Consider the following 18464-nt stretch of genomic DNA (forward strand, 5'->3'; position numbering starts at 1 on the left):
TCCCGTTCGGCGGCGCCCGGTCGCCGAGACCGTCAGCGACGAGAAGAGGAGACATGCGCGTCCTGCTTGCCGCCCCGCCGTTCTTCGGCCTCCTGTATCCCCTGATCCCCCTGGCCCACGGCCTCCGGGCGGCGGGGCACGAGGTCCTGGTCGCCACCTCCGGCGCGGCCGTGGGCCACACCGAGCGCGCCGGACTCGTCGCCGTCGACTGCGCGCCGGGGATCGACCCGGACGCGCTCTACGCCGAGATGGAGCGGAACCGGGGGAACCGCAGACCGCCGGCGCCGGGCGAGCGCGGGGCGGCACCGAAGGCACCGGGGAAGGGCGGCGGGTTCTCCTTCTTCGCCGCCGAGATGGCCGACCGTACGGTCGCCGTCGCCGAGGAGTGGCGCCCCGATCTCGTCGTCCACACCCCGCTCGGGGTCGCCGGCCAGGTGGCGGCGGCCCGTCTCCGGGTGCCGTCCGTGCTCCACGCGGTGGGCTTCGGGCACACGGCGGCCCATGTCGGGATGGTGAACGCCACCCTGGCCCCGGTCTACGCCCGGTACGGCCTCGAAGGCCCCGACCCGGTCGCCGCCTGGCTCGATGTCACCCCGCCGAGCATGAGTGTCACGGCGGAGCCGCGCCGCTGGTTCCTGCGGTACGTGCCGTACAACGGCGGCGGCCGGGTCCCCGACTGGCTCACGGCCCCGCGCGAGCGCCCCCGGGTGGCGGTCACCCTCGGTACGGTGCGGCCCGTCGTGGACGGGGTCTCGCCGGTGAAGTGGGTGGTCGAGGCGGCCCGCGAGACGGACGCCGAGTTCGTCCTCGCGCTCGGCGGCGGCGACCTCGCCGACCTGGGCGAACTCCCTGACAACGTACGGACCACGGAGTGGATCCCGCTGAGCCTGCTGCTCGCGCGGAGCGATGCCGTCGTCCACCACGGCGGCGCCGGGACCACCCTGACGGCGCTGGACTCCGGGCTGCCCCAGATCGTCCTCGGCGAGGGCGCCGACCGTCCGGCCAACGCCGCCGCGGTACGGGCCCGGGGGTGCGGCCTGGTCCCCGGGGACCCCGGCGACCTCACCCCCGCCCTGGTCGACCGGCTCCTGACCGACGAGGCCCTGCGCGCGGCGGCCCGGGACGTGGCCCGGGAGATGGCCACGACGCCCAGCCCCGGGGAGACCGTGCCCCGCCTCGTCGAACTCGCCCTCGGCCACGGGCGGCGCGGGCGCCGTAACCTGACCGCATGGTTCATCTGACGCGCATCTACACCCGCACCGGCGACCAGGGCACGACCGCGCTGGGCGATATGAGCCGTACCGCCAAGACCGATGTACGGATCGCCGCCTACGCGGACGCCAACGAGGCCAACGCCGCCATCGGCACGGCGATCGCCCTGGGAGACCTTTCCGAGGAGGTGGTGAAGGTCCTGGTCCGTGTCCAGAACGACCTCTTCGACGTGGGGGCCGACCTCTGCACGCCGGTGGTCGCCGAGCCCGAGTTTCCGCCGCTCCGGGTGGAGCAGGCGTACATCGACAAGCTGGAGGCGGACTGCGACCACTTCCTCGCCGGGCTGGCGAAGCTCCACAGCTTCATCCTGCCCGGCGGCACCCCCGGCGCCGCCCTGCTCCACCAGGCGTGCACGGTGGTGCGGCGGGCGGAGCGCTCGACGTGGGCGGCGCTGGCGGAGCACGGCGACACGATGAACGCGCTGACGGCGACCTATCTCAACCGCCTCTCCGACCTCCTCTTCATCCTGGCCCGCGTGGCCAACAAGGAGGTCGGGGACGTGCTCTGGGTCCCGGGCGGCGAGCGCTGAGGCGGGTACGGGACGGGTACGGGGTCAGCGCCGGGCGGACGCGGCCGTCCCGGCCGCCTCGCCCTGCCCGCCGTCCCGCCCCTTCGGGGGCTTCTTCGGCCAGAGCGTGTACGTCAGGGCGACCGCCCCGTGGACCCCGACGAGCTGGGCCGCGGAGAGCTGCCAGGCGGTGAGCGGCCCGGTGTCGTTCGCGCCGCCCACGTACCAGACGGCGCACTGGAGCAGGGCGACGGCGACGGCCGCCGCGAGGACGGTACGGAGCCAGAGCCTGCCCTCGTGGCGGGCGCGGGCCGCGCCGTACCGAGGGGGCTTCGCGGGGCGCGGGGCGCCCCCGAAGCGGTGGGCGGCGTGCCCGTCGAGCCAGGTCACCGTGGAGTGGCCGTAGGCGACGGTGTAGCCGATGTAGAGCGCCGCGAGGCCGTGCTTCCAGTCGGGCTCGGCGCCGTTCCTGAGGTCCACCGCCGTCGCCACCAGCAGGACCAGCTCCAGCACCGGCTCCATCAGCAGCACGGCGGCGCCCAGCCGCTTCCGCCCCGCGAGGTAGCGGAGCGCGAGCCCGGCGGCCAGCAGCACCCAGAAGCCGGCCTCACAGATGATGACCAGGGTGACGATCACGGCGTTCTCTTCTTCCTTCGTCGTACGAGGGGCGGGCCCCGAGGGGCGGGTACGGCGTCCAGCCTCCCGGCCCCGGGCCCGCGCCGCGTCGTCGCCGGTGAGGAGAGGGCACTGCATCCTTCGATGGAGTGCGGCTCCCCCGGGGTGAGGAGGACGCCGGGCCGCGCACCCTGTTGGATGGAACGGTGACCGCCCGTATCCGCCGGCTCCCCCGCCCGTACGCCGCCCGCCCGTACGCCCTCCGTCCGCACCGCCACGATGTGCTGATCGCGGCGGCCGGGCTCGTCGGCGGCCTCGCGCTCTGGGGCGTCGGGCTGCACATGCGCGGGGCCGCGCCGGCCCCCGGGGCATGGGTGCTGCTGCCGCTCGTGGTGACGGCCGGGACGGAGGTGCTGCGCAGGACGGCGCCGCGTACGGCGCTCACGGTCGCCACGGCCGCGCTGGCGGCGGACCTCTGCACCACGGGCAGTGTGGCCACCGTGCTGATGTTCACGGATGTCGTCTACGCCGCCGTGCTCTACGGAACCCCGGCCGCCGCCCGCCGGATCCCGCGCACCACCGTGTACCTCACGGTCGCGGTGACGGTCGGGTTCACCGCCTGGCTCCAGACCGTGGAGGCGCTGCTGATCGGTGTGGCCACCGCCCTGGTCACCTTCACCCCGGCCGCCACCGGCGCCGTCGTACGGAACCACCGCGACGCGGCCGAGGCGGCGCGGCTGCGGGCCGAGCAGACCGCGCTGCTCGCGGAGGTCGACCGGACCCAGGCGGTCACCGCCGAGCGGGCCCGGATGGCGCGGGAGCTCCACGACATGGTCGCCAACCACCTCTCGGCGATCGCGATCCACTCGACCGCCGCGCTCTCCCTCGACGACCCGGAGACCAGCAGAGAGGCGCTCGCGGTCATCCGGGAGAACAGTGTGGAGGGGCTGGCCGAGATGCGCCGGCTGATCGGGCTGCTGCGGGACGGCGCGGGCGGCACCGAGCGGGAGCCGGCCGCCCGGCCGACCCTGGAGACGGTGGACACGCTGGTGGAGCAGGCCCGTACGAACGGAGCCGCCAGCGGGCTCGGATTCACCCTGACCGGCCTGCCGCTCGGCGCGGACGGAGCACGCGACGGCGGGGCGCGGGAGGGCGGTGGCCCGCTGCCCGCCCCGGTCGAGCTGGCCGCGTACCGGATCGTCCAGGAGTCGCTGACCAACGCGCTCAAGCACGCGGCGCCCGGCACGGTCGCCGTCGACGTGGCGCGCACCGGCCGCGCCCTGACCGTCCGGGTCAGCAGCCCCTTCGGCCCCCGGCCGGGACCGCGCGCCCCCGGCTCCGGCGCGGGTCTGGTGGGGATGCGGGAGCGGGTGGCGCTGCTCGACGGGGAGTTCACCGCGGGCCCGGTCCCCGCGGCGGACGGCACGGGCACGGTGTGGGTGGTACGGGCGGAGCTGCCCGTCGGGGCCACCGGGGCCACCGGGGCATCGGAGACGGCCGGGGAAGGGGACGGTGGGCGATGACGACGGTCCGGGTGCTGGTCGCGGAGGACCAGGCGGCGGTACGGGCGGGACTGGTGCTGATCCTGCGCAGCGCCGCCGGGATCGAGGTGGTCGGGGAGGCCGGGGACGGCGAGCGGGCGGTGGCGCTCGCCCGGGAGCTCCGTCCCGATGTGGTGCTGATGGATGTGCAGATGCCGCGCCTCGACGGGGTGTCGGCGACCCGGCAGGTGGTCGCCGAGGGGCTGGCCGACGTCCTCGTCCTGACCACCTTCGACCTGGACGAGTATGTCTTCGGCGCGCTGCGCGCGGGCGCCAGTGGCTTTCTGCTGAAGAACACCGAGGCCGCCGGGCTGGTCGAGGCGGTACGGACGGTGGCGCGCGGCGAGGGTCTGATCGCCCCGGCGGTCACCCGGCGGCTGATCGCGGAGTTCGCCTCCGTACGCCCCGGACGGGCGGCCGGCGGGCGCGATCTCTCGGTGCTGGACGGGCTGACCCGCCGGGAGCGCGAGGTGCTCTCGTGTCTGGGCGAAGGGCTGTCGAACGCGGAGATCGCGGGCCGGCTCGCCATGGCGGAGGCGACCGTGAAGACCCATGTGAGCCGGGTGCTCGGCAAGCTCGGTCTGCGCAGCAGGGTCCAGGCGGCCGTACTCGCCCAGGAGTTGGGCATCTGACCGGCAGGCTCCCGGGACGGCCCGGCGCCACCCTCCAGCTTTGGTCTGGACCTATTGACGACTGGTCCAGACCTTCCTACTCTCACCGCACACACTGCGGTGAGCCTCGCAGCGTGAACTCACCACCGGTACGTACCCACCAGGTACTCACCCGAGGAGCACGCCTTGACCACCAGAAGTACCCCCCACAGACCCCGCCCCGGAGGCCGCGTCACCGCGGCGCTGACCGCCCTGCTGCTCCCCTTCGCCGCCCTCGTCGCGCTGGCCGCCCCCGCCCAGGCCGCCGCCTCCGCCACCGCCACGTACACCAAGGTCTCCGACTGGGGCACCGGCTTCGAGGGCAAGTGGACGGTGCAGAACACCGGCACCACCGCCCTCGACTCCTGGACCGTCGAGTGGGACTTCCCCTCCGGCACCGCCGTCACCTCCGGCTGGGACGCCGACATCACCGGCTCCGGCACCCACTGGACCGCCAAGAACAAGTCCTGGAACGGCACCCTCGCCGCCGGGGCCTCCGTCAGCTTCGGCTTCAACGGCACCGGCTCCGGCGCCCCCACCGGCTGCAAGCTCAACGGCGTCTCCTGCGACGGCGGTCCGGGCGTCCCCGGCGACAACCCGCCCACCGCGCCCGGCACACCCACCGCGAGCAACATCACCGACACCTCGGTCACCCTGAGCTGGACGGCCGCGACCGACGACAACGGCATCAAGAACTACGACGTGCTGCGCGACGGCGCGAAGGTCGCCACGGTCACCGGGACCACGTACACCGACACCGGACTCCGGCCCGGCACCGACTACTCGTACACCGTCCAGGCCCGTGACACCGCCGACCAGACGGGCCCGGTCAGCGGCGCCCGCGCGGTCCGTACGACCGGTACGAGCGACCCGGGCGGGCCCGGCACCGGCGACAAGGTGAAAATGGGGTACTTCACCGAGTGGGGCGTCTACGGCCGCAACTACCGGGTCAAGAACCTCGCCACCTCCGGCTCCGCCGCCAAGATCACCCACATCAACTACTCGTTCGGCAATGTCACCGGCGGCAAGTGCGCCATGGGCGACAGCTACGCCGCCATCGAGCAGGCGTACACCGCCGACCAGGCCGTCGACGGCGTCGCCGACACCTGGGACCAGCCGCTCCGGGGCAACCTCAACCAGCTCCGCAAGCTCAAGGCCCAGTACCCGCACCTCAAGGTCCTCTGGTCCTTCGGCGGCTGGACCTGGTCCGGCGGCTTCGGCGAGGCGATGAAGAACCCGACCGCCTTCGCCCAGTCCTGCTACGACCTGGTGAAGGACCCGCGCTGGGCCGATGTCTTCGACGGCATCGACCTCGACTGGGAGTACCCGAACGCCTGCGGCCTCTCCTGCGACACCAGCGGCCCGGCCGTCTTCAAGACCATGATGCAGGCGATGCGCGCCAAGTTCGGCACCGGCGCCCTGGTCACGGCGGCCGTCACGGCGGACGGCTCGTCCGGCGGGAAGATAGACGCGGTCGACTACGCGGGCGCCGCACCGTACATGAACTGGTTCAACGTCATGACGTACGACTTCTTCGGCGCCTGGGACGCCCAGGGCCCGACCGCCCCGCACTCCCCGCTCACCTCCTACACCGGCCTCCCGAAGCAGGGGTTCACCTCCGCCGACGCGATCGCCCGGTTCAGGGCGCAGGGCGTGCCCGCCGACAAGCTGCTGCTCGGCATCGGCTTCTACGGACGCGGCTGGACCGGGGTGAGCCAGGCGGCGCCCGGCGGTTCGGCGAGCGGGGCCGCCCCCGGCACGTACGAGCAGGGCATCGAGGACTACAAGGTCCTGAAGACCAGTTGCCCGGCGACCGGCACCGTGGCCGGGACGGCGTACGCGCACTGCGGGAGCAACTGGTGGAGCTACGACACCCCGGCGACCATCACCTCCAAGATGGCCTGGGCCAACCAGCAGGGCCTGGGCGGCGCGTTCTTCTGGGAGTTCAGCGGTGACACCGCCAACGGCGAACTGGTGTCGGCGGTCAACAGCGGGCTCGGCTAGCCGCTGACCGCACGACCGTACGGTCCGGCGGTACGGACCCGCTGATCCACCGGTACGGAGAAGGGGCGGCCCCGCACCCGCGGGGCCGCCCCTGAGCCGTACCCGCCGGTGTTTCAGGCGGCGTCGCCTCAGGCGACGTTGACCCGCTGCCCGGGCGGCGCCGCCTCCAGCCAGGCGAGGAACCCGGTGAGCGCGTCGTCGCTCATCGCCAGCTCCACCCGCACCCCGTGGTGCGTACACGCCAGGATCACCGCGTCGGAGAGGAGCGCCAGCTCCTCCTCGCCCTCGGGGGCACGGCGGGCCAGTACCTCGATCGCGGAGCGCTCCAGGGTGCGGCGGGGGCGGAGCGCGTACGAGAAGACCCGGAACCAGTTGATCCGGTCGCTGTTGTAGCGGGCCACCCCGTACACCCAGCCCTTGCCGGAGAGGTCCGGCTCCTCCGGGACATTCCACCGCAGACTACAGTCGAAGGTGCCCCCGGAGCGCTGGATCAGCCGCCGGCGCAGGGCGAAGACGAAGAGCCCTCCCGCAATCAGGACGACGACCAGTCCGCAGACAAGCAGAGCGAGGACCATCCGTACCGACCTCCTCGCTTCATCCAGTCAACCAGTCACCGGAACAGAACCGCACCGGAGCAGAACCGCACCCGCATCGCCTCAGCCGCGACCCGGTCCGGAGGGGTCCGGAGCGAGCCGCGGCTGAGGGTGAATCCGTTGTGCCGGCGCCTATCGCGCCGCCACCGCACGGAGCCGGACGGCGGCGCGACGCTCGGCGGCGTCGTCCTCCCCCGACTTCGCGCGCTCCAGCGCCAGCTCGGCGCGCTGGGTGTCGATCTCGTCAGCGAGCTCCGCGACCTCGGCGAGCAGCGAGAGCTTGTTGTCGGCGAACGACAGGAAACCTCCGTGGACGGCCGCGACGACCGTGCCACCGTCACTCGTACGAATGGTCACCGGGCCCGACTCCAGCACACCGAGCAGCGGCTGGTGACCGGGCATGACGCCGATGTCGCCGGAGGTGGTACGCGCGACGACCAGCGTGGCCTCGCCCGACCAGACCTGACGGTCCGCGGCGACCAGCTCGACATGCAGCTCAGCAGCCATGGGTGGCTCCTCGGGTCACCACCCGGCGAGGTCCGCCGGGTGTTGGCTTCAATTCTATGGGGTGTCGATGAGGGCATCGGAGGGGGGCGGGTCGAACCCGCCCCCCTCACGGCGCCGTGCGTCAGGAAACGCCGAGTTCCTTGGCCTTGGCCTTCAGGTCGTCCAGGCCACCGCACATGAAGAACGCCTGCTCGGGGAAGTGGTCGTACTCCCCTTCGCAGATCGCGTTGAACGCGGCGATCGACTCGTCCAGCGGCACGTCCGAACCGTCCAGGCCGGTGAACTGCTTGGCGGCGTGGGTGTTCTGCGACAGGAAGCGCTCGACACGGCGGGCCCGGTGGACGACGAGCTTGTCCTCCTCGCCCAGTTCGTCGATACCGAGGATCGCGATGATGTCCTGGAGGTCCTTGTTCTTCTGGAGGATCCCCTTGACGCGGCTGGCCGCGTCGTAGTGCTCCTGCGAGATGTACCGCGGGTCCAGGATGCGGGACGTCGAGTCCAGCGGGTCCACCGCCGGGTAGATGCCCTTCTCCGAGATCGGACGCGACAGCACGGTCGTCGCGTCGAGGTGCGCGAAGGTCGTGGCCGGGGCCGGGTCGGTCAGGTCGTCGGCGGGCACGTAGATCGCCTGCATCGAGGTGATCGAGTGGCCACGGGTCGACGTGATGCGCTCCTGGAGCACACCCATCTCGTCCGCCAGGGTCGGCTGGTACCCCACCGCGGACGGCATACGGCCGAGCAGCGTGGAGACCTCGGAACCGGCCTGGGTGAAGCGGAAGATGTTGTCGATGAAGAGCAGCACGTCCTGCTTCTGCACATCGCGGAAGTACTCCGCCATGGTCAGCGCGGAGAGCGCGACCCGCAGACGCGTCCCCGGCGGCTCGTCCATCTGGCCGAAGACCAGCGCGGTCTTGTCCAGCACGCCCGAGTCGGTCATCTCGTCGATGAGGTCGTTGCCCTCACGGGTGCGCTCGCCGACACCGGCGAACACCGAGACACCGTCGTGCAGCTTGGCCACACGCATGATCATTTCCTGGATGAGGACCGTCTTGCCGACGCCCGCACCACCGAACAGACCGATCTTGCCGCCCTTGACGTACGGGGTCAGCAGGTCGACGACCTTCAGGCCGGTCTCGAACATCTCGGTCTTCGATTCGAGCTGGTCGAAGGCCGGGGCCTTGCGGTGGATCGGCCACCGCTCGGTCACCTGCGCCTCGGCCTCCGGCTCGTTCAGGATCTGGCCGAGGGTGTTGAAGACCTTGCCCTTGGTGATGTCACCGACGGGCACGGTGATCCCGGTGCCGGTGTCGGTCACCGGGGCCTGGCGGACCAGACCGTCGGTGGGCTGCATCGAGACCGCGCGGACCAGGCCCTCGCCCAGGTGCTGGGCGACTTCGAGGGTCAGCGTCTTGAGCTTGCCGTCCTCGGCCGGGTCGGCCACCTCGACGTGCAGCGCGTTGTAGATCTCCGGCATCGCGTCGACGGGGAACTCCACGTCGACGACCGGGCCGATGACCCGGGAGACGCGGCCCGCGGCCGTGCTCCCCGGGGTGGCCGCCTCAACTGTGGTCGTCATTAATTTTCACTCCCCGCGGTCGCGTCGGCCAGGGCGCTCGCGCCACCGACGATCTCGCTGATTTCCTGGGTGATTTCGGCCTGGCGGGCCGCGTTGGCAAGCCGGGAGAGCGTCTTGATCAGCTCTCCGGCGTTGTCGGTCGCCGACTTCATCGCGCGGCGGGTCGCGGCGTGCTTGGACGCCGCGGCCTGGAGCAGCGCGTTGTAGATACGGCTCTCGACGTAGCGCGGCAGCAGGGCGTCGAGGACGTCCTCCGCCGACGGCTCGAAGTCGAACAGCGGAAGGACCCCGCCGCCCCGCATGAAGACCTCGGCGGACTCCTCGGCCGTGGACCGCTCAAGGGTGAGCGGCAGCAGCCGGTTCTCGATCGGGGTCTGCGTCATCATCGAGATGAACTCGGTGAAGACGATGTGGATCTCGTCCACCCCGCCCGCGGCCGTGTCCTTGGTGATCGCCTCGATGAGCGGGGCGGCCACCGCCTTCGCGTCCGCGTAGGTGGGGTTGTCCGTGAAGCCCGTCCACGAGTCCGCGACCGGACGCTCACGGAAGCCGTAGTACGCGACTCCCTTGCGCCCCACGATGTACGTGTCGACGTCCTTGCGCTCGGTGGTGAGCCGGGTCGTCAGGGCCTCGGCCGCCTTGATGGCGTTCGAGGAGTAGCCGCCGGCCAGTCCGCGGTCGCTCGTGATGAGCAGGACCGCGGCCCGGGTGGGCCGCTCGACCTCGGTCGTCAGCGGGTGCTTGGTCGTGGAGCCGGTCGCCACCGAGGTCACCGCGCGGGTGAGCTCGGTCGCGTACGGCGTCGATGCCGCCACCTGGCGCTGCGCCTTGACGATGCGCGAGGCGGCGATCATCTCCATCGCCTTGGTGATCTTCTTGGTCGCGGTGACGGATTTGATGCGACGCTTGTAGACCCGGAGCTGGGCTCCCATGAGTCAGGTCCCTTCCGTCGTCACTTGGAGACGTTGACGGCCGGCGCGTCGTCTCCGAGGAGCTGCCCGTCCGACGTCTCGAACTGTCGCTTGAAGGAGGCGATGGCGTCCCCGACCGACTGGAGCGTGTCGTCGGACATCTTGCCGCCCTCGGCGATGCTGGTCAGCAGCTCCTTGCGCTCGCGGCGCAGGTACTCCAGCAGCTCGCCCTCGAAGCGGCGGATGTCCTCGACCGGTACGTCGTCCATGCGGCCGGTGGTGCCCGCCCACACGGAGACGACCTGCTCCTCCATCGGGTACGGCGCGTACTGGGGCTGCTTCAGCAGCTCGACCATGCGCTTGCCGCGCTCCAGGGAGGCCTTGGAGGCCGCGTCCAGGTCGGAGCCGAAGGAGGCGAACGCCTCCAGCTCGCGGTACTGGGCGAGGTCCACACGGAGCCGTCCGGAGACCTGCTTCATGGCCTTGTGCTGGGCGGAGCCACCGACACGGGAGACCGAGATACCGACGTTCAGCGCGGGCCGCTGGCCGGCGTTGAAGAGGTCGGACTCCAGGAAGCACTGGCCGTCGGTGATGGAGATGACGTTGGTCGGGATGAACGCGGAGACGTCGTTGGCCTTCGTCTCGACGATCGGCAGACCCGTCATGGAACCGGCGCCCAGCTCGTCGGAGAGCTTGGCGCAGCGCTCCAGCAGACGCGAGTGCAGGTAGAAGACGTCGCCCGGGTACGCCTCACGGCCCGGCGGGCGGCGCAGCAGCAGGGAGACGGCGCGGTAGGCGTCGGCCTGCTTCGAGAGGTCGTCGAAGATGATGAGGACGTGCTTGCCCTGGTACATCCAGTGCTGGCCGATGGCCGAACCGGTGTACGGCGCCAGGTACTTGAAGCCGGCCGGGTCGGACGCGGGGGCCGCGACGATGGTCGTGTACTCCAGCGCGCCGGCCTCCTCCAGGGCGCCGCGCACGGACGCGATGGTGGAGCCCTTCTGGCCGATGGCGACGTAGATGCAGCGGACCTGCTTCTTCGGGTCGCCGGAGCGCCAGTTGTCGCGCTGGTTGATGATCGTGTCGACGGCCAGGGCGGTCTTGCCGGTCTGGCGGTCGCCGATGATGAGCTGGCGCTGGCCGCGGCCGATCGGCACCATGGCGTCGACGGCCTTGTAGCCGGTCTGCATCGGCTCGTGGACCGACTTGCGGACCATGACGCCGGGGGCCTGCAGTTCGAGGGCGCGGCGGCCCTCGGTCGCGATCTCTCCGAGACCGTCGATCGGGTTGCCGAGGGGGTCGACGACGCGGCCGAGGTACCCCTCGCCGACCGCCACGGAGAGGACCTCGCCGGTACGGGTGACCGTCTGTCCCTCCTCGATACCGCTGAACTCACCGAGGATGATCGAGCCGATCTCGCGCTCCTCGAGGTTGAGGGCGAGACCGAGGGTGCCGTCCTCGAACTTCAGCAGCTCGTTGGCCATGGCCGAGGGAAGTCCCTCGACCTTGGCGATACCGTCGCCGGCCACGCTGACCGTACCGACCTCCTCGCGCGAGGCCGCGTCCGGCTTGTACGACTGGACAAAGTTCTCCAGCGCGTCCCGGATCTCCTCCGGCCGGATCGTGAGCTCCGCCATCTGGGTTCCCTGCTCTCCTTGTTGGGCCCGAAGTTTCTTGGGGGTCTGCTTCTTGCCTCTGGGGGCGGCCCCCAGGAATCTTCCGCAAGTCTCTGCACGGCCCAACCGGGCCGCTTTCGTGCTCTGTCGCTCTGTAACTCTGACGCTCTGCAAACGTGCCGGCTTCAGCCGGCGAGCCGCCGGGTCGCCTCTTCGAGACGCTCCGCGACCGTGCCGTTGACGACCTCGTCGCCGACGCGTACCGACACCCCGCCGAGGACCTCGGGGTCCACTTCGAGGTTGAGGTGCATCGGGTGGCCGTACAGCCTGGCCAGTGCGGCGCCGAGGCGCTGCTTCTGGCCTTCGGTGAGCGGTACGGCCGAGGTGACGACCGCGACCATCCGGTCCCGGCGCGCGGCGGCGAGCCGGGAGAGGGTCTGGAGACCCGCTTCCAGGCTACGTCCCCGGGGCTGGGTGACCAGGCGGACGACCAGACGTTCGGTAGCCGGGTTGGTCCGGCCGCCGAGCAGGCTGTGCAGCAGCGCGGTCTTGGCGGAGACCGTCGCCGCCTGGTCGGTGAGCGCGGAGCGCAGCGCGGGGCTGGACTCGGCGATGCGGCCGAACCGGAACAGCTCGTCCTCGACCTCGTCCAGTCCGCCGGCCCGCTGGGCGTCGGTCAGCTCGGCGATCGTGGCCAGCTCCTCGATGGAGTCGACCAGGTCGCGCGGCTGCGACCAGCGGCTGCGGACCATACCGGTGACCAGGTCGGCGGTGGGACCGCCCACCTGGCCGCGGAGGAGCGAGGCGGCGAGCTCGGCCTTGGACTCCGCGCTCCGCGCCGGGTCGGTGAGGACCCGGCGCAGCGACACCTCGCGGTGGAGGAGCGCGGTGACGGCGGCCAGTTCGTCGGCGAGCTTCGCGGCGTCGACCGACGTGGAGTCGGTCAGCGCGTCGAGGCGCTCGCGGGCGGCGGACTGTGCCTCGCGGCTGGCACCGCGCACGGTCATCGGGTGGCCTCGGCCTTCGAAGCGCCGTCCTCGAGCTCGTCGAGGAAGCGGTCGATGGTGCGGCTCTGGCGGGCGGTGTCCTCAAGGGACTCGCCGACGAGCTTGCCGGCCAGGTCGGTGGCGAGCTTGCCCACGTCCTGGCGGAGCGCGGCGGCGGCTGCCTTGCGGTCGGCCTCGATCTGGGCGTGGCCGGCGGCGATGATCTCCTCGCGCTGCCGCTGACCTTCCGCCTTCATCTCCTGGATGATGGCGGTGCCCTGCTCGGTCGCCTCCTGGCGGAGCCGGGCGGCCTCGTGCCGGGCCTCGGCGAGCTGGGCCTTGTACTGCTCCAGGACGCTCTGGGCCTCGGTCTTGGCGGCCTCCGCCTCCTCGATCCCGCCCTCGATGGCCTCACGGCGCTCGTCCAGAACCTTGTTGATGTTCGGGAGGAGCTTCTTGGCGAGGAAGCCGAAGACGATGACAAAGGCGATCAGGCCGATGACGAGCTCGGGGATCGGCGGGATGAGCGGATTCTCCGCCCCTTCCGCCGCGAGCTGAACCAGAGGGTTCACATCAATGCCTTTCGTCTGAATAAAGCTGGTGGTCGCGGTTCGTCCTAGTAGACGAAGGGCATGACCAGGCCGATGAGGGCCAGCGCCTCACAGAACGCGAAACCGAGGATCTGGTTGGCGCGGATGAGGCCGGCGGCCTCGGGCTGACGGGCCAGGGCCTGCGTACCGTTACCGAAGATGATGCCGACGCCGACGCCGGGGCCGATGGCGGCAAGACCGTAACCGACGGAGCTGAGGGAGCCGGTGACGGCGGCAAGGGTCTCAGTGGCAGCCATGCTGATTCTTCCTTCTCTTTCACGGACCGGTGGGGGTTGGCCACCGGACGTCTGCGGGGTCTGAAGTGGTGGGCTTGTCAGTGGCTCTCGGCGAGCGCGCCCTGGATGAAGCTGCACGTCAGGAGGACGAACACATAGGCCTGGACGGCCTGGATGAACAGCTCGAAGGCGGTCATCACGAGCACCATCACGAACGAGACACCGGCGTAGGCGATGCCGATCCCGTTCAGCAGGTACCAGCTGGCGATCGTGAAGAGCAGCAGCAGGGTGTGGCCCGCGAACATGTTGGCGAAGAGCCGCACCGCGTGGGTGAACGGGCGGACCAGCAGGTTCGAGAAGAACTCGATGGTCATGGCGAGCGGGAGCACCGGGCCGAGCGACTTGTCGTAGCCGGTGAAGTTCTTGAAGGCGCCGACGAAGCCGTGGCGCTTGAAGGTCAGCGAGACCCACAGGACGTAGACGATCGCGGCCATGCCGACGGGGTACGCGATGATCGACGTCACCGGGAACTGCGCGACCGGGATGATCGACCAGAGGTTCATCATCCAGATGAAGAAGAAGAGCGAGACGACGAGCGGAACGTACTTCTCGCCTTCCTTCTTGCCGATCGTCTCGTGGACGATGCCGCGCCGGACGAAGTCGTAACCCGCCTCCGCGACCATCTGGAGCTTGCCCGGGACGACCTTCGGCTTCCGGAAGGCGGCCCAGAAGAAGCCGACGATGATGACCGAGCCGAGCAGGGCGAGCAGCATCGTCTTGTTGAAGTACAGGCTGCTGTCCGCGTCGCCGAAGATCGGCTCGAACATGAACGAGTGCAGGCCGGGTGCCGGAAAGCCACAACCGGAGAAGATGTGGCAGTCGGTCTCGAAGGCGAGCACCTGCGTCGGGTCAGCACTCACCGCGGGCTCCTTCAGCGTGGCGCATAGGTACGGCAACCTCGTTGTGTCGGCGCGGCGCACGGCCGCGGTTCGGCACTGGACTGGTGTTACGGATGGGGGAACAGCGGTGGGGCGGAGAGCCTCGCGTGAGAACCGGCGTCAGCTCGGATGCCCGCGCCCGCAATGCCGCAGTTGGCACCGGACGATAGCAGGATCCCGAACGGGCACTTATCCCGCCCCTACCCCTCACGCCGAGGACCCCGACTTCTCGGCCTTGGCGGCCGTCGAGGAGTCGGGTTCGACGTAGAGGATCTTGGCCTTCATGTGCGCACGCGCCTGTGCGGCGATCCACACGAGGGTCGCCACGACCAGGGTGAAGGCGAATGCCTTCGGTTCGAACAGCGTCGTGTCCTTGAACAGGCCGACGAAGATCACGAGCAGCAGGAGCTGGGCCGTGTAGAGCATCAGCCCCATGGCCTGGAAAAGGTGCGGAAGCGACTTGGCCGTGCGTTCGAGCACCATCAGCCCGATCCCCATGAAGACGATCACGACCACGGCGCCGACCACGGCCCCCAGTGCCCCCTTGCCGCCCGCGACCACACCGCTGACGGCCGCGGCGACGGCGCCGGCGGCGGCGGTGGGTACGGCGGCGTGAAGGAGGGTCCTGACGTCGTTGGACGGCATGGCGGCAGCTCCGCTGAATGGGTGGGGCAGGTGGTGTCGTCACAGACGAGCGTAGGCCCGGTCCGAGGGTGGGTTGCTCGGGCCAACGGACCGGCGCACTCCGGTCCTTCGGCTCTGTCGCCGGGTCTCGTGAACAGTATCACAAACTATTTGATGAGGTCTTTACCATGGTGGTGTGCTGACCGTCACACATGAGAGTGACCCTGCGCGTGTGTGCGGGACAGGGGTTCGGCTTGTCTGGTATTGGGGCTCGGCGGGCGAAATGGCGATCCGGTCACTGCCGGGTGCCGGCCTTCCGTCGCGCGGGTAGACGCGAACGAGCGCCCAGGGCGGTCGCCCCGTTGACGCCGGCGGGAACGGGCGTACGGACCTCGGCGGCCGGCTCGTTCTCCTGTGCGCACGCGAGGGCCGGTACGGGGTGTCCCGCGGGCCCCTCCACCGGGGCCGCCTGGTCCGCCCCGGGGTGCCCGGCGGACTCCCCGGCGCCTCGCCCGACGGACCCCTCGGCCGCCTCGGCCCCCTTCACGGACTCCACCGCCTCCCGGGCCACCGCCTCCGTGCGCCTGCGGCGCCGGTACCGGGGCGGCACGAAGGACTGCGCCCACAGCGGCGCCCTCGGCGTGAAGCGGGGCAGCAGCAGGAGCACCAGGCCCACCGCGCTCAGCACCACGACGACCAGCAGGATCCACATCGACGCCGAGTGCACCGAGTACGCGACCACGCCGAACGCGATCAGCGCCGACCAGAAGTACATGATCAGGACGGACCTGCTGTGCGAGTGGCCGATCTCCAGCAGCCGGTGGTGGAGGTGGCCCCGGTCGGCGGCGAACGGCGAGCGGCCGTTCCAGGTCCTGCGGACGACCGCGAGCACCAGGTCGGCGAAGGGGATCGCGATGATGGTCAGCGGCAGCAGCAGCGGGATGAAGACCGGCAGCGCGGCATGGGTGGCCTGCCGGGTGGAGCCCTCGAAGATCTTCAGCGCGTCCGGGTCGACCTGCCCGGTCACCGAGATCGCGCCCGCCGCCAGGACCAGCCCGATCAGCATCGACCCCGAGTCGCCCATGAAGATCCGCGCGGGGTGCATGTTGTGCGGCAGGAACCCGACGCACATGCCCATCAGGATCGCCGCGAAGAGCGTCGCCGGGGCCGCCGCCTCGATCCCGTACCCGTACCAGATCCGGTACGTGTACAGGAAGAACGCGGCGGCGGCGATGCAGACCATGCCGGCCGCGAGCCCGTCCAGGCCGTCCACGAAGTTGACCGCGTTGATGGTGATGACCACCAGCGCCACCGTGAGCAGCGTGCCCTGCCAGGAGGTGAGCGCGACGGTCCCGATGCCGGGCACCGGGATCCACAGGATCGTCAGACCCTGCATGACCATCACACCGGCGGCGATCATCTGCGCGCCGAGCTTGATCAGCGCGTCGATCTCGAACTTGTCGTCGAGCACCCCGATCAGCCAGATCAGCGCGGCCCCGGAGAGCAGCGCGCGCGGCTCGTTGGAGAGCTCGAAGACCCCGTTGAGGTTCTGCAAGTTGTCCGCGACGAGCAGCCCCGCGCACAGCCCGAAGAACATGGCGATACCGCCGAGTCTCGGGGTCGGTTCGCGGTGCACGTCGCGGGCGCGGATCTCCGGCATCGCTCCGGTCGCGATGGCGAACTTCCGCACCGGCCCGGTCAGCAAATAGGTCACCGCGGCCGTCACGCAGAGCGTCAGCAGGTAATCACGCACAGGCTGCCCCACAGGAATCGCTGGCCATCTCAGCCCCACAGACTAGCCGTCGTCGGACCCCCGATCGGAATTCCGGTCGCCTATGAGCCAGGACACCCGGAGGGAGCCGAATGGTTCCACGGGTACCCGGTACGGAAAGTTCCGCTCAGGAGACGTCCGGATACGGCGGGAAACGGACGGCCAGCTCACGCACCGCCGACCGCACGGCGCCGAGGCCCCCTGAGGCCCCCTCCGCGCCCTCCCGCACCGCCGAGGCGATCAGGGTGCCCACCCGGCCCATCTCCCCCTCACGCATGCCCTGGGTGGTCAGCGCGGCCGTGCCCAGCCGTACCCCGCGCCCCCGCGCGTACGGCAGCGCGCACGTGTCCACGACCAGGCCCGCCGCGGCGAGCCGGCCGCGCGCGGTCCCGGCGTCCACGCCGAGCGGGACCGGGTCGACGGTGAGCAGATGGGTGTCGGTGCCGTCGGTGGTGATCCCGAACCCCTGCTCGGAGAGCGCCTCGGCGAGCGCCCGCGCGTTGGCGACGACCTGGTGCGCGTAGGAGGCGAACGCGGGCGTGGCCGCCTCCCCGAAGGCGACCGCCTTCGCGGCGACCGTGTGCATCTGCGCGCCGCCCTGGGTGAACGGGAACACCGCCCGGTCCACCCGCTCCGCGTACCGCGCCCCGCACAGGATCATCCCGCCGCGCGGTCCGCGCAGCACCTTGTGGGTGGTCGCGCAGACCACGTCCGCGTACGGCACCGGGCTGGGCGCCGCTCCCCCGGCGACCAGGCCGATGGGGTGCGCGGCGTCCGCGATCAGATAGGCGCCCACGTCGTCGGCGATCTCCCGGAAGGCCGCGTAGTCGACATGGCGGGGATACGAGATCGAACCGCAGACCAGCGCCTTCGGGCGGTGTGTCCGGGCCATCCTGCGCACCTGGGCGTAGTCGATGAGCCCGGTCCGCGCGTCGACCCCGTACCCCACGAAGTCGAACCACCGTCCCGAGAAGTTGACGGGAGAGCCGTGCGTGAGGTGCCCGCCGTACGTCAGCCCCATGGCGAGCACGGTGTCCCCGGGGCGGAGCAGCGCGGCGTACGCGGCGAGCACGGCGGAGGAGCCGGAGTGCGGCTGTACGTTGGCGTGCTCGGCCCCGAAGAGCGCGCGGGCCCGCTCGACGGCGATCCGCTCGGCCGCGTCCACCAGCTCGCATCCCCCGTGGTGGCGGGCGCCCGGGTACCCCTCGGCGTACTTGTTGGCGAGCGGGGAGCCGAGCGCGGCGAGCACGGCGGGCGAGGTGAAGTTCTCGGCGGCGATGAGCTGGAGGCTGTCCGCCTGGCGCAGCGCCTCCCCCAGGACGACCTCGGCGACCTCCGGGTCCTGGCGCCGCAGCACGTCGTACGCGCCGGCGAGGGGGCCCGCGTACGAGCCGGCGCGGGGCTCGGCGAAGGGCTCGGTGCGGGACTTCACTGGGGGCTGGCTGACGACCGGCATGGCGCGCTCCGGGCCTCGGAGGAGGGCTGGACGCCTTCCAATGTAGGGCGCGGGCCCCTGGTGCGCCCGG

The 18464-nt window shown here is 71.1% G+C and carries 18 protein-coding genes; 5 read left to right on the forward strand and 13 right to left on the reverse strand.

Translation table 11 applies throughout. The features are described 5' to 3' along the window. Positions 1–53: 53 nt before the first annotated feature. Positions 54–1241 carry a nucleotide disphospho-sugar-binding domain-containing protein gene (locus AB0O07_RS14070; protein WP_365631731.1) on the forward strand — a complete coding sequence of 396 codons (1188 nt, stop codon included), beginning with the start codon at positions 54–56 and terminating at the stop codon, positions 1239–1241. Next, a complete protein-coding gene (locus AB0O07_RS14075; protein ID WP_365631733.1) occupies positions 1229–1801 on the forward strand; it encodes a cob(I)yrinic acid a,c-diamide adenosyltransferase in 573 nt (190 codons plus the stop codon). The genes AB0O07_RS14070 and AB0O07_RS14075 overlap by 13 nt, the downstream gene beginning before the upstream one ends. 24 nt (positions 1802–1825) lie before the next feature. On the opposite strand, the gene AB0O07_RS14080 is transcribed toward AB0O07_RS14075, so the two are convergent. Next, a complete protein-coding gene (locus AB0O07_RS14080) occupies positions 1826–2416 on the reverse strand; it encodes a hypothetical protein (protein WP_365632981.1) in 591 nt (196 codons plus the stop codon). Between the two features lie 185 nt (positions 2417–2601). On the opposite strand from AB0O07_RS14080, the gene AB0O07_RS14085 reads away from it, so the two are divergent. The 3 genes from AB0O07_RS14085 to AB0O07_RS14095 all read left to right on the forward strand — a co-directional run bounded on the left by AB0O07_RS14085 (position 2602) and on the right by AB0O07_RS14095 (position 6590). Beyond that, entirely contained in the window at positions 2602–3918 is a 1317-nt protein-coding gene (locus AB0O07_RS14085) for a histidine kinase (protein ID WP_365631736.1), read from the forward strand. Further along, positions 3915–4568, forward strand: a complete 654-nt coding sequence (locus tag AB0O07_RS14090) for a response regulator transcription factor (RefSeq protein ID WP_365631739.1) — start codon at positions 3915–3917, stop codon at positions 4566–4568. The genes AB0O07_RS14085 and AB0O07_RS14090 overlap by 4 nt, the downstream gene beginning before the upstream one ends. Positions 4569–4733: 165 nt before the next feature. Continuing rightward, on the forward strand, positions 4734–6590 hold the full coding sequence (locus AB0O07_RS14095) for a glycoside hydrolase family 18 chitinase (protein WP_365631742.1): 1857 nt from the start codon (positions 4734–4736) through the stop codon (positions 6588–6590). A 128-nt stretch (positions 6591–6718) separates the two neighbouring features. Here AB0O07_RS14095 and AB0O07_RS14100 read toward each other — a convergent pair whose 3' ends face one another. The 12 genes from AB0O07_RS14100 to glyA all read right to left on the reverse strand — a co-directional run bounded on the left by AB0O07_RS14100 (position 6719) and on the right by glyA (position 18394). Then, positions 6719–7165, reverse strand: coding sequence for a DUF2550 domain-containing protein (locus tag AB0O07_RS14100; protein ID WP_365631745.1), 447 nt, complete (start codon positions 7163–7165; stop codon positions 6719–6721). 150 nt (positions 7166–7315) lie between these two features. Continuing rightward, entirely contained in the window at positions 7316–7690 is a 375-nt protein-coding gene (locus tag AB0O07_RS14105; RefSeq protein WP_365631748.1) for a F0F1 ATP synthase subunit epsilon, read from the reverse strand. A 121-nt stretch (positions 7691–7811) separates the two neighbouring features. After that, positions 7812–9266 carry a F0F1 ATP synthase subunit beta gene (gene atpD, locus AB0O07_RS14110; RefSeq protein WP_365631751.1) on the reverse strand — a complete coding sequence of 485 codons (1455 nt, stop codon included), beginning with the start codon at positions 9264–9266 and terminating at the stop codon, positions 7812–7814. Continuing rightward, positions 9266–10198: a F0F1 ATP synthase subunit gamma gene (locus AB0O07_RS14115; protein WP_365631754.1), complete on the reverse strand. Its 933-nt coding sequence runs from the start codon at positions 10196–10198 to the stop codon at positions 9266–9268. Before AB0O07_RS14115 ends, atpD begins: the two co-directional genes overlap by 1 nt. Before the next feature lie 20 nt (positions 10199–10218). Next, complete coding sequence (gene atpA, locus AB0O07_RS14120) at positions 10219–11814, reverse strand: F0F1 ATP synthase subunit alpha (protein ID WP_365631758.1); 1596 nt, start codon at positions 11812–11814, stop codon at positions 10219–10221. A gap of 164 nt (positions 11815–11978) precedes the next feature. Then, complete coding sequence (locus AB0O07_RS14125) at positions 11979–12794, reverse strand: F0F1 ATP synthase subunit delta (protein ID WP_365632984.1); 816 nt, start codon at positions 12792–12794, stop codon at positions 11979–11981. A gap of 2 nt (positions 12795–12796) precedes the next feature. Continuing rightward, positions 12797–13351: a F0F1 ATP synthase subunit B gene (locus tag AB0O07_RS14130; protein WP_365631761.1), complete on the reverse strand. Its 555-nt coding sequence runs from the start codon at positions 13349–13351 to the stop codon at positions 12797–12799. Positions 13352–13395: 44 nt separating this feature from the next. Beyond that, positions 13396–13626 carry an ATP synthase F0 subunit C gene (atpE, locus tag AB0O07_RS14135; RefSeq protein WP_365631763.1) on the reverse strand — a complete coding sequence of 77 codons (231 nt, stop codon included), beginning with the start codon at positions 13624–13626 and terminating at the stop codon, positions 13396–13398. A gap of 77 nt (positions 13627–13703) precedes the next feature. After that, positions 13704–14540: a F0F1 ATP synthase subunit A gene (atpB, locus tag AB0O07_RS14140; protein WP_365632987.1), complete on the reverse strand. Its 837-nt coding sequence runs from the start codon at positions 14538–14540 to the stop codon at positions 13704–13706. 210 nt (positions 14541–14750) lie between these two features. Then, complete coding sequence (locus AB0O07_RS14145; protein ID WP_365631766.1) at positions 14751–15188, reverse strand: hypothetical protein; 438 nt, start codon at positions 15186–15188, stop codon at positions 14751–14753. A gap of 274 nt (positions 15189–15462) precedes the next feature. Continuing rightward, complete coding sequence (locus tag AB0O07_RS14150) at positions 15463–16920, reverse strand: MraY family glycosyltransferase (RefSeq protein WP_365631769.1); 1458 nt, start codon at positions 16918–16920, stop codon at positions 15463–15465. 145 nt (positions 16921–17065) lie between these two features. Then, positions 17066–18394 carry a serine hydroxymethyltransferase gene (gene glyA, locus AB0O07_RS14155; protein ID WP_365631772.1) on the reverse strand — a complete coding sequence of 443 codons (1329 nt, stop codon included), beginning with the start codon at positions 18392–18394 and terminating at the stop codon, positions 17066–17068. Positions 18395–18464 lie beyond the last annotated feature (70 nt).

Source organism: Streptomyces sp. NPDC093085 (genome assembly GCF_040683935.1).
In the GTDB taxonomy this organism is placed as follows: domain Bacteria; phylum Actinomycetota; class Actinomycetes; order Streptomycetales; family Streptomycetaceae; genus Streptomyces.